Below are 16,625 nucleotides of genomic sequence, written 5' to 3'. Positions count from 1 at the left end.
GGGCCGATGGTTACCGGTCGAACTCGATGGGCAGGCTCTTGGGACCGCTCAGGCTCACCATCGGCTTCCACGGTGCCGGTCCGGCGATGCGCGGGTGGCGCAGCCCGTTCGCCAGGACGTTCAGCGCTTCGGCGATCTCGCGCCTGGCCAGGTTCGCGCCCAGGCAGTAGTGCACCCCGCCGCCGAACGTCAGGATGGGCGGCGGCGCCGCGCGGGTGATGTCGACCCGGTCGGGGTCGTCGTACACCACCGGATCACGGTTGGCGGCAAAGGTATTCACCAGTACGGCGGTGCCGGCGGGAAACGAGTAGCCGTCGAGCTCGGCGTCCTCGACCACCAGCCGCAGCGTGCCGCAGGCGATCGGCGAGTGCCGCATGGTCTCCTCGACGGCACGCATCGCCAGCTCGGGACGCTGCTGCAGCAGCTCCCACTGGTCAGGATGTTCACACAGGACCTGCACCGAGGCAGCCACCTGGTTGCGGGTGGTGTCCGTCCCCGCCAGCAGCAGTCCGCCCGCCAACATGCGCAGCTCGGCGGCGTCGAGGCGGTCGCCCTCGTCCTCGGCGCGGATCAGGTCGGAGAGCAGGTCATCGGTCAAGCTGTGCCGCCGCCGGGCGACCATCTCGTCGACGTAGTCGTCGAGCTGGCGCCACGCGCGCATCACGACCGGCTCGACCGCGCGCAGGTCGACGGTGAAGCTGAAGGCCTTGAACACGTCGTCGGCCCACAACGAAAACTGTTCCCAGTCCTCGCGGGGCGCGCCGAGCAGCGCGCAGATGATCGGAACGGGGTACGGGCGGGCGATATCGGTGACGACGTCGCAGCGGCCCGCGGCCGCCACCCGGGCGACCAGCTCGTTGAGCACCCCGACCATGGTGTCGTGCAGGCGCGCGACCGTGCGCGGGGTGAAGGCCTTGGAGCACAGGCTGCGCAGCCGATGGTGCGCGTCACCCTCGAGGCACAGCAGGCTGTTGGCCACCTTGTCCCACAGCGGCCCCGAGTCGATGCCCTGGGCGAGCAGGTTGATGCCGGGCGGGATCTGGAATCGGGGATCGCGAAGCACGGAACGGACCAGGTGATAGGAGAGCACCTCGGGCCCGTGCGGTCCCAGCGCGACGGGGGCCCGCCGCTGCGCCTCGCGCAGTCGCGGGTAGACCTGGGCGGGCGTTTCCTCGGGGTCGTAGGACAGCGTCGGCAGGTCGGCCTCGAAAACGCTTGGGGGAGCGGCACCGACGGTCATGACGGTCTCCTTGGTTCCGCACAACGTGCGGACGACTTTCGAATAATGTATGGCCGGTGCCCAGGGGTGTCAACGATATCGGCGCACTGATGGACGAAGCGCCATACATCCAACGGGAAATGCATGGCGGCATCGCGCGGGTCGCGATCCTCAATCCTGCGCGCGCAGCCGCACCGTCCGCGTCGTCGAGGTCTCGTCCAGCTCGACGACGTCGGACCGCGACCGCAGGAAATCGCTGAACGAGCGGAATCCCAGGGATCTTTCGCTGAACGACGGGTCCATCCGCTTCATCTGGGCCTTCACCGCGGAGTTGTGCAGCCACTCGACGTCGTCTTTCTCCAGGCCGATCCGCAGCGCGCGGGTGAGCAGCGCGGTCGCGGCGGCCTGCGGGTCGGGCTGCTCCTCGGGCTCGTCGGCTTCCTCGGGCTGGGCCGACTTGCCGCGGCCGGCCGCTTTCTTCGGCTTGGCCGATCCCGCGTCGGCGGGCACCGGAACGCCGGGCAGCGCGTCGTAGATGACGAACTCGTCGCAGGCCGCCGCCAGCGCCCGGCTCGACGCGCCGGCCACCCCGATGCCCACCACGTACCGGCCCAGCCTCTTGCAGCGCTGGGCCAACGGAATGTAGTCGGAGTCACCGGCCACGATCACCACGTGGGTCAGGTCGGGCAGCCGGAACATGTCCTCGACTGCGTCGACCGCCAACCGGATGTCGGCGCCGTTCTTGCCGTACGCCGCCGCCGGGAACAGCTGCACCAGGTCGACCGCGCGGCCCACCAACTGTCCGCGGTACCCGGCGTTGATATCCGCCGACCAGTCCGCGTAGGCCCGGGTGAGCACCAGGGTCCCGAAGGACGACGCGAAGTCGAGGATCGCGCCGACGTCCACGGTCGCCCGGTCCAGCCGCTCAGATTGCTGCTCGAGGCCCTTGGCCTTGTCCCGCTGAAACGAGTTCCGACCGTGAATCTGGTCATATCGGGAGATCACGATGTTGTCGAAGTCGAGGTAGACGGCCACGCGGGTCGCAACCGGTTCGGTCATGCACTAGATCATCGCTGTAGGCAGCCCAAAGCGGGTACCCAGGGCGGATGAGTGAGGTGAAGGTTCTCGACCTGCACGGCGATCGCATCGCGTACCGCGACGAGGGTGACGGCGAGGTGTTGCTGCTCATCCACGGCATGGCGGGCAGCGCGGAGACTTGGCGGTCGGTGATACCGCCGTTGTCGAAGAAGTTCCGGGTCATCGCCCCGGACCTGCTCGGCCACGGCGAGTCGGCGAAGCCCCGCACGGACTATTCGCTGGGCGCATTCGCGGTCTGGCTGCGGGATTTCCTGGACGAGCTCGGCGTCAGCCAGGCGACCCTCGTCGGTCACTCCCTCGGTGGCGGGGTGGCGATGCAGTTCGTCTATCAGCACCCCGACTACGCCAAGGGGTTGATCCTGATCAGCAGCGGCGGCCTGGGCCCGGACGTGGGATGGGTGCTGCGGCTGCTCTCTGCACCCGGGGCGGAGCTGGTCTTGCCGATCATCGCGCCGCCACCCGTCCTGTCCGTCGGCAACAAGCTGCGGTCCTGGCTGCGCAGCGCCGGCATCCAGTCGCCGCGCGGTGCCGAGCTGTGGAGCGCCTACTCGTCGCTGTCGGATGGCGAGACGCGACAATCGTTCCTCAAGACGCTGCGATCGGTCGTCGACTACCGCGGACAGGCCGTCAGCGCGCTCAACCGGCTGCGGCTGCGCGAGGAGTTACCGGTCATGGCCATCTGGGGGGAGCGCGACGGCATCATTCCCGTCGCGCATGCCTACGCCGCGCACGAAGCGCGCACCGACGCGCGGCTCGAGGTGCTGCCCGACGTGGGCCACTTCGCGCAGGTGGAGGTGCCCAATCGGGTGGTCGAGCTGATCGAGGACTTCATCGCCGCGGGGGAGCGCCGGGAAACCGAGCGAGAGCAGCCTTTCCAGCCCAGCTAGCGCCCCGCCGGGCAGGTCCCGCGGTAGTCGACCTGCCAGTGCTTGATCCCGTTGATGAAGGACGACCGCAACCGTTCGGGATCGCCGGCCGGCCTCAGATCGGGCATCTGGTCGGCGATCGCGTTGAACATCAGATCGATCGTCATGCGCGCCAGGTTGGCGCCGATGCAGTAATGCGCTCCGGTGCCGCCGAATCCGACGTGCGGGTTGGGGCTGCGCATGATGTCGAAGGTGAACGGCTCGTCGAAGACCTCGTCGTCGAAGTTCGCCGACCGGTAGAACAGCACCACCCGCTGGCCCTGCTTGATGGCCACGCCGCCGAGTTCGGTGTCCGTCATCGCGGTGCGCTGGAACGCTGTGATCGGGGTGGCCCAGCGGATGATCTCGTCGGCCGCCGTCTGCGGCCGCTGTGCCTTGAACAACTCCCACTGGTCCGGGTGGTCGGTGAAGGCCATCATCCCCTGGGTGATCGAGTTGCGGGTCGTCTCGTTGCCGGCCACGGCCAGGGTGACCACGAACATGCCGAACTCGGCCTCGGAGAGTCGCTGCTCCTCGGAATCGGCCTCGATCAGCGTGGTGACGATGTCGCGATCCTTCGGGCCGGGTTCCTCGGCCTTGCGCGCCGCCAATTGCATGGCGTACCACATCAATTCACCCGCCGACGTCAGCGCGTCATTGCCGGCGAACTCCGGGTCGTCGCTGCCGATCATGTTGTTGGTCCAGTCGAACAGCTTGTCGTAGTCCTCCGTCGGCACACCGAGCAGTCCCGAAATGGCCTGCAGCGGCAGCTCGCACGCCACCTGCCGGACGAAATCGCCCGAGCCGTGCGCGGCGGCGTCGGCGGTGATGCGTCGCGCGCGTTCGGTGAGTTCGGCGCGCAGCCGCTCGACCGCCCGAGGCGTGAAGCCCCGCGAGACGATCTTGCGCAACCGGCTGTGCTCGGGGTCGTCCATCATGATCATCGACGCCCGCCCCGCCTCGATCTGCCCCTGCGCCAAGTCTTCCCGGTAGCGCGGCACGATCGACTTGGTGGCCGACGAGAAGACATCGCTGCGCAGCGACACCTCGCGCACGTCGCGGTGCTTGGTCACCACCCAGTAACCGCCGTCGCCGAAGCCCCCTTGATCCAGCGGCTGCTCGTTCCACCAGATGGGTTGCGTGGCACGCAGTTCGGCGAACTCCTGCACCGGAAGCCGACGGGCGTAGATGTCGGGGTCGGTGAAATCGAAGCCCGGCGGAAGGTTCGGTGTCGCCATCGGATTTCTCCTCGACTGCTGCCCTGGCGGTGGCGGTTAGCACGATGCTAGCCGCGTGCGTGCGGATCGCCTAGCAAATCTGCGAGGCACCGGATCAGCGCGACGCGGGACTGGCGGTCTTGACGCTCTCGCGCCCACCGAGATTGGTGGCCGCGGTGATGATGGCGCGCTCGATCTGGCGCAGGGCGTGCACGGCGGTGAGGAACCGCCGGGTGTCGGGGCTCATGGCATCGCGGCCGTCGCCGTCCTGTTGCCGGGCCACCGTCTCGGCGGCGTCGAGTTCGTCGGCCGCCGAGGTCAGCGTCGGTGCGTGGCCCCCTTCGATGGCTTCCTGCAACGCTTCGATGTTGCGCCGCGTCTGGTCCGCGGCCGCCGAAAACGCTTGCGCCAGTTCCGAGGCCAGCGAGGGTGACCCGACCGGATCGCGATACTGCTCGGCGCTGCGCGCCAGGCTTCGACCGTACCGGTCGCAGGCGGTGAAGATGCGCAGCGCGCGGCGGATGCTGCGCCGGCCGGCCAGCCCGGCGACCCCGGCCAGCAACGGCTTGGCGGTGACCCGGAACTGCTGTAGATCGCGACCGACCTGACGCGCCTGCTCCGAGGGGCTGGCGCTGTCCGCCTCGCCGAACATCGTCGCGGCCGACACCTCGATCAGGGCGGACAGGCTCGTCAAGAAGGCCCGGGTGTCGATGCGGATCGCGGTTCTGGTGTTGGTCGGCAGCACCAGGACCGCCACCGTCGCCCCGATGACGGCACCGATCGCCGTCTCTTCGATGCGCAGCATCAGCACGCCGAACGAGAACTGGCCGAGCAGGCCGTACAGCAGCGCCAGCATCGTGGTGATCCAGAACGTCATCAAGCTGTAGGTGACCGTCATGAAGTAGAAGGCGCAGAACAGGCACACGAAGATGCCGGCCAGCGCGGCGGTCTTGTGGCCGGTCAGCAACGTGGCCACCAGCACGCCGCAGGGCACGCCGAGCAGCGTGCCGAGCAGCCGTTGCCAGCCCTTGGTCAAGGTTTCGCCCCAGGAGTTGGTGCCGGCGAAGATGACGAACGCGGCGATCACCGCCCAATACCAGCGCGCGGGCGACACCAGCTCGCCGACGACGATGGCCAACGATGCGGCGACCGACACCTGGATGGCCTGCCGGGTGGTCGGCGGCAGCCCGGTGGACGGCTCTTCCTCGGTGGCCTCGTCGGGTTCGTCACCCTCGGGCGCCGCCGGGGAGGTGGCGGCGTCGTCGAGGGGGCGGCCGGTGGTGGCCCGGTCGACGATCGCCCGCACATCGGAAGTCGCTGTGGCGGCGTTGATTATCGCCAGGGCCAGGCGCCGCACGGCGGTGGCGCCCGAGTCATCGCCGGCCGGGTCCGAGGCGGGGCCGCGCTGCTCGTCCAGCAGTCGCTGCGCGCGGTCGGCGGCCCGGCGCAGCCCGTCGGGTTCGGGGAGCCGGATCGCTCGCGCCAGCTCGGTCAGCGCGTCGACGAGCGCGGCCCGGGTGGGTGCGGGGATGGCGTCCGGGGCCTCGCAGGCAAGGACGGCGGCCCGTCGACCGGCGGTGGCCACCCATTCGATGGCCAGCTCGGCATCCAGCAGCCAGGGGGCCAGTTGCTCGGTGGTGACGCCGGGCCACAGGGTGGCGGGGTCGGCCTTGTCTTCGATCTGGCTCTGCACCAACAGGGCGGTCTCGTTGAGCCGGATGGTGCGGGCCCGCATGCGGCGGCGCCGCCGCTCATCGAGGCGGCCCGTCCGCACCGCTTCGGCGGTGGTGTCGATGACGATCGCCATCCGGGCGCGCAGGGCCCGAACGGTGTCGCGCAACACCCGCTCCGGTCGATCGGGCATCACGTAGGTGCTCATCACGAACGTGCACACGGTGCCCACCGCGACCGCCCCGATCATCCAGGGCAGCTCCGCGAGGCGGGCGTGCAGATACAGCGTGAAGAAGTAGGACATGAACGCGACCATGCCCAGCGCCCTGCCCCGCGCCCCGAAGCGGCGGATGTACGCCGCGGTGAAGACCACGGCCACGAACACGACGTCACTGGCCACCAGGTGCGGGGCCAGCACCGCGGCGGCGGTGATGGACACCGCGGCCGGCAACGGCAACAGCGCCATGGTGATTCGCTGCTGGCGCGGGTCGGGTTCGTTGACGGAGCGTGACGCGACCATGGTGATGACGACGCCCAGCAGGGCGACGGTCAGGGGTTGTCCCGTCGCCTTGGTCAGGATGAAGAGCGCCAGCAGGGAGAGGCCGAGCGCGGCCGTCGTCCGGGTCGCCATGCGCAACCGAAGCAAGCCAGGATCGGAGCCGATCACCCAATTGCGGGCGCGTTCGTAAAGAACAGTTATTCCGATGACCCCTCTCGTGCGCTTACCCCCCATGGTTACCCGAACCGCGCCACGGCGACCAAAGTAGTCTTCGACATCGTGACCGAGCCGACGCGCGCGCAGCTGGCTGACGGTCGTGAGCTGCTGTTCTTCGCGCTGCCGGGGCATCACCCGGCGCCGGTCGAAGATCGCCGGCCGCTGCCGTCGCGTGCCGCTGAGCCCTCCGCGCAGTCGCAGCTGCGGTTCGACCGGTCCACCGGGCAGTGGGTGATCATCGCGGCGCTGCGCCAGGACCGCACCTACAAGCCGCCACCCGAGGCGTGCCCGCTGTGCCCGGGCCCGACCGGGCTGACCAGTGAGGTGCCCGCGCCCGATTACGACGTCGTCGTCTTCGAGAACCGCTTCCCCAGCCTGTCCGGCGCGCTGCCGTCGTCGCCGGTCTCGCCGCCCGTGCCCGCCGACGACGGCTTTGCGGCCGCGCCCGGGCACGGCCGCTGCGAAGTGATCTGCTTTTCGGCCGACCACACCGGATCCGTCGCCCAGCTCGAGCCGGCGCACGCACGGCTGGTCGTCGAGGCGTGGCGGCATCGCACCGCCGACCTGATGGCCAGGCCGGGCATCGAGCAGGTGTTCTGCTTCGAGAACCGCGGCGAGGAAATCGGGGTGACGTTGACCCACCCGCACGGTCAGATCTACGGCTACCCCTATCTGACGCCGCGCACCGCCGCCATGCTGGAGCAGGCCCGTCTGCATCGAGAACGCCACGGCGGCAACCTGTTCGCCGACCTGCTGGCCCGCGAGGTCGAGGCCGGCAGCCGCGTCATCGCGCGCAACGAGTTGTTCACCGCGTTCGTGCCGTTCGCGGCGCGCTGGCCGGTGGAGGTGCACATCTACCCGAACCGGTTCGTGCGCAACCTGACCGAACTCGGCGAGGACGAATCCTGCGCATTCGTCGACGTGTACCTCGACGTGCTCAGGCGCTTCGACCGGCTGTATTCCGCGCCGCTGCCCTACATTTCGGCGCTGCATCAGTACGCCGACACCGCCGCCCAGGCCGAGGGTTACTTCCACGTCGAATTGATGTCCATCCGGCGCAGCGCCACCAAGCTCAAGTACCTGGCGGCCTCCGAATCGGCGATGGATGCCTTCATCGGTGACGTCACGCCGGAAAGCGTGGCCCAGCTGTTGCGGGGCCTCGCGCAATGACCACGCCGATCCGCTACGCCGCCCCGGGGCGGATCAACCTGATCGGCGAACACACCGACTACAACCTGGGTTTCGCGCTGCCCATCGCGCTACCGCAGCGCACCGTGGCGACGTTCACGCCCACCGACGACGACGCGATCACCGTCGTCAGCGACCGCGCCGATGCCCCGGTGCGCGTTCGGATCGGCACCGTTCCCGGCGAGGTGGCCGGCTGGGCGGCCTACGTGGCCGGGGTGATCTGGGCGCTGCGCCAGGGCGGCCACCCGGTGCCGGGCGGCGCCATGTCGATCACCAGCGACCTGCACATGGGCTCGGGTCTGTCGTCGTCGGCGGCGCTGGAATGCGCGGCGCTGGGCGCGATCACCACGGCCGCGGGTGTCCGCATCGACCCCAAGGAACAGGCCCGGCTGGCCCAGCGCGCCGAAAACGAATACGTCGGGGCGCCAACGGGTTTGCTCGATCAGCTGGCCGCGCTCTGCGGCCGCGACGCGACGGCGGTGCTGATCGACTTCGCCGACCTCACCGTCACGCCGGTGGTTTTCGACCCGGCCGCCGCGGGTGTCACGCTGTTGCTGATCGACTCGCGGCAGCGCCACAGCCACGCCGGCGGCGACTACGCGGCGCGGCGCGCGTCGTGCGAGCGGGCGGCGGCCGAACTGTCGGCGTCCTCGCTGCGTGAGGCCGCCGATCGTGGGCCCGTCGACCTGACGGCCGTGCGCGATCCCGCCGACGCCCGGCGCGCCCGACACGTGCTGACCGAAAACCAGAGGGTCATCGATTGCGTTGCGGCGCTGCGTAATTCGGACTATTCCGAAGCCGGGAGGATCTTCACCGCCTCGCACGCCTCCATGCGTGACGACTTCGGCATCACCACCGAACGCATCGACCTGATCGCTGAGACCGCGGTGCGCGCGGGCGCGCTGGGCGCGCGGATGACCGGCGGCGGCTTCGGCGGCTGTGTGATCGCGCTGGTGCCGCACGAGCGCGCGAATGCGGTCGGCGAGGCGGTGCAACGGGCCGTGGCCGACGCCGGGTTCGAGCAGCCCGTCGTCACCCGAACCCGCGCGGCCGCGGGCGCGGGACCGGCGTGAGCGAGCCGACCGGCTACATCGAAGTTCGGGCATACGCCGAACTCAATGACTTCGTCGCGGCGCCGTTGCGCGGGCACACCGTGCGCCGGCCCTTCAAACCCCACCAGAGCGTCAAAGATGTGTTGGAGGCGATGGGAATTCCGCACACCGAGGTCGACCTCATCCTGGTGAACGATGCGGCCCGGGGGTTCGATTACCGCCCGGTCTCCGGGGACCGCGTCGCCGCCTATCCGGTGTTCGAGGCGCTCGACATCGGCCCGACCGGCAGGCTTCGGCCCGTGCCGTTGCGCGACCCGCGCTTCGTCGTCGACGTCAACCTCGGCCGGCTCGCGTGGTTGCTGCGGCTGTTCGGGTTCGACGTGTGGTGGTCGAACGACGCCGATGACCAGACCCTGGCCGAGGTCAGCGGCGCGCAGCGGCGCATCCTGCTGACCCGCGACCGCGGCCTGTTGAAGCGCCGCGCCGTCACCCATGGCCTGTTTGTTCGCTCGGACGATCCGGAGGAGCAGGCGGTCGCCGTGCTCCGCCGGCTCGATTTGGAGCGACGGCTGGCGCCGCTGAGCCGGTGTGTGCGCTGCAACGGCATGTTGGCTCCGGTCGCCAAGGAGGACGTGATCGATGAGCTGGAGCCGCTGACCCGCGAGCACTACGACGACTTCAGCCGGTGCACGCAATGCGGCCGCATCTATTGGGCCGGGTCGCACCACGCGAAGCTGGTCGCCCTCGTCGAACGCCTGCGGCGCCGGATCTGAACGCCAAACTTACTCGCCCGGCAATTTTGAGATTCCGGGCATGACCAGTGGTCAGAAAATGTAACCTAACCCCCATGGGGGTATCCCACTCCTGCATGTGCAGTACCGGTTTTCCCGCCCGGGCGGTAGCGATCCAGCTGCGATCGCTACCAAATTCTGCCGCCCACTACGCGAAACGTCAGCCGTGGCTTGGAATCTAGACAGCCAAGCCGCAGCGATCGAGCGGGGGCTGGCCGGCGCCACCCCACAATCCGTGGGCTGGTTCCGCTTCTACTTCGAAGGCCACCGCTGGGTATGGTCCGACCAGGTCCAGCGCATGCACGGGTACCAACCCGGCACGGTGACACCCACCACGGAACTGGTGCTGTCGCACAAGCATCCGGCCGATCGTCCTCAGGTGACCGACGGCATCAACGACATGATCAGGCGTCGTCAGGCATTCAGCACACGGCATCGCATCGTGGACACCGGCGGCATGATCCATCACGTCCTGGTGGTGGGCGACCAATTCTGCGATGACGACGGCAACGTCGTCGGGACGCACGGCTTCTACATCGAAGTCACGCCGACGCCCGCGCGCAGCCGCGAGGAATCCATCAGCGCGAAGGTCGCCGAAATCGCCGGGCGCCGCGGCGTGATCGAGCGGACCAAGGGCATGCTGATGCTGATCTACGGCATCGACGAAGACGCCGCGTTCAACATGCTCAAAACGCTGTCCCAGTCGGGAAACACCAAGCTCGGACTGCTCGCCCAACGGATCGCCGAGGACTTCTCGGCGCTGGGCAAAGAGGTCATCACCGCGCGCTCGCGATTCGACCAGCGCCTGCGGGGCGCCCACCTGCGCGCGCCCGAGAGCGGCGACACCACCTGAGCGGGTGCGGTGCTAGGGCGCCGGACTCAGCCGCACCGCACCCAGATGCAGCCGGTGACCGCCTCGGCGAACTCGTCGCGGGTCGGGATGCGCTGGTCGCGAAACTTCAACCCGATCATGCGCTGCGCGCGCTGGACCCCGTAGGACTCGGCGCAGCGCACCAGCAGGTCGGAGACGACGGCCCGGTCGCGGATGAGCTCGCCGCGCATCGCCGTCGTCTTGCCGTCGTAAACGACCTGGACCGGTCCGCCGTCGCGGAAGTTCTGCTTCCACGGATTTCCGGTCAGCGCGTACAGCTCGCCGTCAATCACATGGGCGCTCAACGGAATTGAATAAGCGCGTCCCGTCTTTCGCCCGGTGAAACTCAGCACCATGAACTGCTTGCGGGCCAGCCCGGCCAGCGGGCTGCGCAGCAAGAACCCCATCACCGGATTGACCAGACGCATCAGCGCCGACGGTGGATGACCGGCGTCCACCGCATACGACTGCTCTGTCATGCGTTCACCGTAGAGGCAACCGCGCCCCGCGGCCCGCCATTCAGCCCGTGATGGTGGTCTGGTCGTCGATGATGTTGGTGGCGTCCATCAGCGGGCCCTGGTCGCTTTCCAGCCCGTCGGCGTTGAGCTGCAGCACGTAGACCGCGCCCTGGCTGGGGATCACCACGGTTTTCTGCGCGATGACCCGGGTCTGGCCGCCCCGCTGGTACGTGCCGCCCACCTGCCAGGCCTGGAAGCCGCCGAGCGTGGACGCCGAGCCGTTGCCGGTGCCCTGGTATCCGGGCAGATTCTGCACCTCGCCCGGAGCGAATTGGATGAGCTTCGCGGGATCGACATTGCCGCTCAGCTTGGAGTACAGCGCCGAGACGGTCGGCGGATCGGCGGGATTGGCGGGCTGGCTCTGCACGATGCCGCCATACGAGGTGCCGGAGTTCTGGTTGAGCTGCCAGCCCGCGGGCACCGGCAGGTCGACGTTCGGGCCGGGGTCGCCGTGGTGCACGGGTGTCTCGGCGATGTTGTTGTCCTTGACGTAGTCGGCGATGGTGTACTTGGCCTTCGCCGCGGGTGGCGCGCCGGTCTGCGACGACGTCGACGTGGCAGACGACGTCGTCGTCGAAGTGGAAGTCGACGCTTTATCGCCGGATTTGTGGTCGTGGCCGCAACCGACGAGCGCCAGACTGAGCGCCACGGAAATGGTTGCTAGCGTCAAATGTTTCATCGATCCAATCTCCCGAAAATTGGGCCGGTACCAGCGCCAGCCGTGCTGGGCATGACAGTAACGGAAAAACCTCGACGGTTTGCCGGTATCTTGTGGAGTTTTTGCCCGCGACTCGGTGCGGCCCCAATAGTTGTCCAATTCGCCGGCCGAAACGCCCCACGAATACGGCGTTTTCGGTTCGTTAGCGGAGTATTAGACAGGTATGCGGTCGCGGCGGGCCCTCATTGCGGTCATCGCGGCGTCGGCTGTCTTCATGGTCTTCATCGCGGCGGCCCCACCCAGGGGATACGACGGTCCGCCGGTGTTCGTGGCGAATCCGGTCGACCACGTCGCCACGCTCATCGGCACCGGGACGGGCGGCGAGACGGTCGGGGAGATCAACAATTTCCCCGGTGCCACGGTGCCCTTCGGGATGGTGCAGTACTCGCCGGACACCGTCGGCAACTACGCTGGCTACAACTACGACAACCCGCGCGCCACTGGCTTCAGCATGACCCACGCGTCGGTGGGATGCGCTGCGTTCGGCGACATCTCGATGCTGCCGGTCACCGGCGGGATCGGTCGGCAACCCTGGAATGCCACCGAAGGCATCGCCCACGACGACAGCGAGCAAGGCGTCCCCGGTTATTACGCGGTGCGGTTCCCCGGCACCGGCGTGAAGGCGGAACTCACCGCCACCGCGCACACGGGCGTCGGCCGTTTCAGTTATCCGCGCAACGGCCGGCCCGCGCTGCTGCAGGTGCGCTCGGGCTCGTCGTTGGCGGGCAACTCGCGCGCGACCATCCAGATCGGGGAGGACAACACCACGATCACCGGTTGGGCCACCAGCGGGGGATTCTGCGACAAACCGAACGCCTACACGGTGTACTTCGCGATGAAGTTCAGCCAGCCCTTCACCGGCTACGGGTCCTGGGACGGCACCGCCGTCTACCCCGGCGCCCGCGGCGCCAACGCGCCGTATGCCGGCGGATACGTCGAATTCCCGGCCGGCTCGACGCTCGAGGTGCGCACCGCGGTCTCCTACGTCGGGATCGAGGGGGCCCGGGCGAACCTGGCGGCCGAGGGCTCGGCCGGCTTCGACGACGTTCGCGGCGCCGCGTCCCGCGACTGGAACGCCGCGCTGTCCCGCGTCTCGGTGGCCGGCCGCAACGTCGACGACCTGAGCACCTTCTACACCTCCCTGTATCGATCCCTGTTGCACCCCAACATGTTCAACGACGCCGACGGACGCTACGTCGGGTTCGACGGCTCCATCCACACGGTCGCCGCCGGGCACACGCAGTACGCCAACTTCTCCGACTGGGACACCTACCGGTGCCTGGCGGCGCTGCAGGCGTTGCTGTTTCCGGAGCGGGCCAGCGACATGGCCCAATCGTTGGTGAACGACGCCGAGCAGAGTGGAGCGCTGCCGCGCTGGGCGTTCGCCAACGCCGCGACCGGGGAGATGAGCGGGGACAGCGTGACCCCGCTGATCGTGAATTGGAATGCGTTCGGCGCCAATGACTTCGACACGCAAAAGGCGTTGCGCTACATGGTGGACGGGGCGACCAAAGGCGGCGTGGGCCTGGCCGGTTACGTCGAGCGTCGCGGCATCGGCACCTACCTGCGGTTCGGCTATGCGCCGTTCACGTTGGAGTTCGGCCGCAACGGCTGGATCGCCGACGCGTCGATCACCCTCGAGTGGTCGATCGACGACTTCGCGATCTCCCGATTCGCCGACTCGCTGGGTGACGCCGCGACCGCCACCGAATTCGCGAACCGGGCGCAGTATTGGCAGAACCTGTTCAACCCCACCACGCGATACGTCTTGCCGCGCAGCTGGACCGGCTTCTTCCGCCCCGGTCCCGGGTTCGTGGTGGCCCCGGAGAACTTCGGCCAGGTCGGCTACGACGAGGGCAATGCCGAACAGTACGTCTGGTCGGTCCCCCACAACGTGGCGGGACTGGTGACCGCGCTCGGCGGCCGCGCCGCCGTGGCCGACCGGCTCGACCGCTTCACCGACAAGCTCAATGTCGGTCCCAACCAGCCCTACCTGTGGGCCGGCAACGAACCGAGTTTCGGTGTGCCGTGGCTGTACAACTACATCGGTCAACCATGGAAGACCCAGCACGCCGTGGACCGGGTGCGCGGGCTGTTCGCCCCGACCGCCGACGGTGAGCCGGGCAACGACGACCTGGGCGCGTTGGCCAGCTGGTACGTGTGGGCGGCGCTGGGGCTGTACCCGGCCACCCCGGGAACGCCGATCCTCACCGTCGGCGCGCCGTTGTTCGACCGTGTCGAAATCGCGCTGCCGGCAAACAAATTCATCCGGATCTTCGCGCCGGGCGCCTCGGGACCGCACCACCTCAAATACATCAGCGGCCTGAGGGTCGACGGGCAGGCCACCGACCACACGTCGCTGCCCGAGTCGATCATCCGCACCGGCGGCACACTGGCGTACTCGCTGGCCGCCTATCCCGACAAGCATTGGGGCACAGCGCAATCCGATGCGCCGCCGTCGTTCGGGGCCGGCAGCTCGGCGGTGGCCGTCAACGTTGCTCAACCCGTCGTCACGATCGCGCCCGGGAGCACGGGCACCGTCACCCTTGATGCGCAACGCATGACCGACACCGCCGACGGTTACACCGTCGCGGGCACCTCCTCCGATGTCGGGATCGGCGTGCGGCCGGCATCGGGTCAATTCCGCGCCGACGGGTCGGCCAGCGTCACCGTTTCCATCTCGGTCGCACCGTCGGTGCCCGAGGACTTCTACCTGGCGTATTTGACCACCACCGTCGGCCGAAGCGTGCGCACCTCAACGGTTCTCGTGGTCGCACAGGCCGAATCCGAGAACTAGGTCCTCAGACCATCTCGTTTTTGGTCAGCCACCGCATCACTGGCCAGCCGACGAAGACCGGCAGCCAGCAGGTCAGCACCCGGTACAGCAGGACCGAGGGCACGCCGACCGCCGCCGGCACCCCGAACGCGGCCAGGCCACCGATCAGCGCCGCCTCGACGGCCCCGACACCGCCGGGCGTGGGAGCGGCGGAGGCCAACGTGCCGCCGACCATGGTGACCACCGTGACGGCGACGAAAGTCGTTCCGCCACCGAAGGCTTCGATGCTGGCCCACAGCGCCAGCGCCGCGCCGAGGGTGGTGCCCGCACAACCCAGCAGGATCAGGGCCAGCCGCCGCGGTTCGCGGGCCAGCTTGACCAGATCGGTCACCACCTCGTTCAGCTTCGGTCGCACCTCGGTCGCCAGCCACTTGCGCAGCGTGGGCACGAACAGGAACGCACCGACGATGCCCAGCGCGATCCCGGCGATCAGGTACAGCAGTGTCGCGCTCGGCACGAAATGCCGCAGGTTCATCGAGGCGCCGGCGGCGGCGCTGAACAGCACCAGCAGCGCCAGGTGGGCGATCACCTGTACCGACTGCTGCAGCGCCACCGCCGCGGTGGCCCGCATCGCCGACAAGCCGCTCTTTTGCAGGAACCGCGTGCTCAGCGCCAGACCGCCGACGCCCGCCGGGGTGGTGGTGGCGGCAAAGGTGTTGGCCACCTGCGCGATTGACAGCGTCCAGAAGTTCACCATGCCGTCGGCGCAGGCCCATAACGCGGCTGCCGCACCGGCATACGTGAGCGCCGACACCAGCAGCCCCAGCAGCGCCCACGACCAGTTCGCCGTCCGCAGTTGGGAGAAGAACGTCGGTGCCGTGCTGATGAACGGGTAGGCGACGTAGACCAGCGCGCCGAAGAGCACCAGCTGCACGATCTGGCTGCGGGTGAACCTGGTGATGGTCGCAGGCTTGATCTGGTCGGCGCCGGTTTGGCGCTTGACCTCGGCCCGTGCGCCGGAGATGACGGTTCCAGAGTTCGGTATGGACCGCCGAATAAACCGTGGCACAGCGACTTTCGTGAGCCGGCGCGAAGCGGACAGGATGGTGTCCTTGCCGAACACCTCGATCGCCGCGCGCACCGCGGACTTCGGCTCGTACAGCGCGGACGTCGTCACCAATAGCTGCGCGATGTCGGATTGCAGTTGGGCCTCGGTGGCCCCGTATTCGGCACTTCCGAACCCACCGAACATCACGGTGTCGTCCTCCACGGTGATGTGGTGGCTGCGCAGGTCACCGTGGGCGATCTGGCGGTCGTTGAGGACTTTCAGCGATTCCCACAGCCGGGCAACGGGAGTCGTCGTCGCGCATTCGTCAATGGGGGTGCCGAGCGGGCGCCGGTGCGAGTACAGCATCCAGCCGCGGTCCAGCGGCGCGACCGCGACCGTCGCCGTGTTGGCCAGGCCCGCGTTGCCGATGGCGATCGCCATCAGCGCGCGGTGTTCGACGGCGCGGCGCATGGAGGTCACTAGGGGCGCGGTTTCGGCGTCGCGCAGCTTCAGCTTTCCCCAGAGCTGGCGCAGCGCTCCGCCGCTGCGTTGATGCGGGCCGTACAACTCGATCAGCGCCGTGTCACCGAGATGTTCGCCCTCCGCCGAAAGGATCAGCGGGCCACGGCCGGCCGGCCGGACCACGGTGAGCCGCGTGACGGTGAAGCCCGCCTTGGCCAGGGCGCGCACCGCCGCGTCCAACGGCACCTCGAGCGCGGGCGTGCCGACGACGAGCACCACCAGCGCGCCCACCACCCACCCGACCGCCAGATCGCCCACGGTGACCTGCGCAGCCACCACATCACCGTGGAGGACGACACCGTGATGTTCGGTGGGT

General features: G+C 68.7%; 12 protein-coding genes and 1 pseudogene. 6 read left to right on the top strand and 7 right to left on the bottom strand.

The window, feature by feature from the left end:
* Positions 1–10: 10 nt before the first annotated feature.
* Both A5624_RS12065 and A5624_RS12060 read right to left on the bottom strand, forming a co-directional pair.
* Positions 11–1,240 carry a cytochrome P450 gene (locus A5624_RS12065; RefSeq protein WP_066866440.1) on the bottom strand — a complete coding sequence of 410 codons (1,230 nt, stop codon included), beginning with the start codon at positions 1,238–1,240 and terminating at the stop codon, positions 11–13.
* A gap of 150 nt (positions 1,241–1,390) precedes the next feature.
* Positions 1,391–2,278, bottom strand: coding sequence for an NYN domain-containing protein (locus tag A5624_RS12060; protein WP_066866382.1), 888 nt, complete (start codon positions 2,276–2,278; stop codon positions 1,391–1,393).
* Positions 2,279–2,325: 47 nt separating this feature from the next.
* Here A5624_RS12060 and A5624_RS12055 point away from each other — a divergent pair, with 47 nt between their 5' ends.
* Entirely contained in the window at positions 2,326–3,204 is an 879-nt protein-coding gene (locus A5624_RS12055) for an alpha/beta fold hydrolase (protein WP_066866379.1), read from the top strand.
* Here A5624_RS12055 and A5624_RS12050 read toward each other — a convergent pair.
* Positions 3,201–4,460, bottom strand: coding sequence for a cytochrome P450 (locus tag A5624_RS12050; protein WP_066866377.1), 1,260 nt, complete (start codon positions 4,458–4,460; stop codon positions 3,201–3,203). The genes A5624_RS12055 and A5624_RS12050 overlap by 4 nt on opposite strands.
* A gap of 94 nt (positions 4,461–4,554) precedes the next feature.
* A complete protein-coding gene (locus A5624_RS12045) occupies positions 4,555–6,777 on the bottom strand; it encodes an FUSC family protein (RefSeq protein WP_066866375.1) in 2,223 nt (740 codons plus the stop codon).
* Positions 6,778–6,888: 111 nt separating this feature from the next.
* On the opposite strand from A5624_RS12045, the gene galT reads away from it, so the two are divergent.
* The 4 genes from galT (at position 6,889) to A5624_RS12025 (ending at position 10,709) form a co-directional block, all read left to right on the top strand.
* On the top strand, positions 6,889–7,995 hold the full coding sequence (gene galT / locus A5624_RS12040; RefSeq protein WP_066866373.1) for a galactose-1-phosphate uridylyltransferase: 1,107 nt from the start codon (positions 6,889–6,891) through the stop codon (positions 7,993–7,995).
* Positions 7,992–9,086: a galactokinase gene (locus tag A5624_RS12035; RefSeq protein WP_066866371.1), complete on the top strand. Its 1,095-nt coding sequence runs from the start codon at positions 7,992–7,994 to the stop codon at positions 9,084–9,086. The genes galT and A5624_RS12035 overlap by 4 nt, the downstream gene beginning before the upstream one ends.
* Entirely contained in the window at positions 9,083–9,838 is a 756-nt protein-coding gene (locus tag A5624_RS12030; protein ID WP_066866369.1) for a Mut7-C RNAse domain-containing protein, read from the top strand. The genes A5624_RS12035 and A5624_RS12030 overlap by 4 nt, the downstream gene beginning before the upstream one ends.
* A gap of 184 nt (positions 9,839–10,022) precedes the next feature.
* Positions 10,023–10,709, top strand: a complete 687-nt coding sequence (locus A5624_RS12025) for a PAS and ANTAR domain-containing protein (RefSeq protein ID WP_066866367.1) — start codon at positions 10,023–10,025, stop codon at positions 10,707–10,709.
* A 12-nt stretch (positions 10,710–10,721) separates the two neighbouring features.
* On the opposite strand, the pseudogene A5624_RS12020 reads toward A5624_RS12025, so the two are convergent.
* Both A5624_RS12020 and A5624_RS12015 read right to left on the bottom strand, forming a co-directional pair.
* Positions 10,722–11,206: pseudogene (locus A5624_RS12020) on the bottom strand (hypothetical protein).
* 40 nt (positions 11,207–11,246) lie between these two features.
* Positions 11,247–11,924, bottom strand: a complete 678-nt coding sequence (locus A5624_RS12015; RefSeq protein WP_066866365.1) for an LpqN/LpqT family lipoprotein — start codon at positions 11,922–11,924, stop codon at positions 11,247–11,249.
* Positions 11,925–12,126: 202 nt separating this feature from the next.
* Here A5624_RS12015 and A5624_RS12010 point away from each other — a divergent pair, with 202 nt between their 5' ends.
* Positions 12,127–14,760, top strand: a complete 2,634-nt coding sequence (locus A5624_RS12010) for a GH92 family glycosyl hydrolase (RefSeq protein ID WP_066866363.1) — start codon at positions 12,127–12,129, stop codon at positions 14,758–14,760.
* A gap of 4 nt (positions 14,761–14,764) precedes the next feature.
* Here A5624_RS12010 and A5624_RS12005 read toward each other — a convergent pair.
* The coding region (locus A5624_RS12005) for a lysylphosphatidylglycerol synthase transmembrane domain-containing protein (RefSeq protein ID WP_066866361.1) at positions 14,765–16,625 on the bottom strand (1,861 nt) is incomplete at its 5' end.

Origin of the sequence: Mycobacterium sp. 1482292.6 (genome assembly GCF_001672995.1) — a bacterium.
GTDB lineage: Bacteria > Actinomycetota > Actinomycetes > Mycobacteriales > Mycobacteriaceae > Mycobacterium > Mycobacterium europaeum_A.
This window is presented reverse-complemented; position numbering and strand designations above follow the sequence as displayed.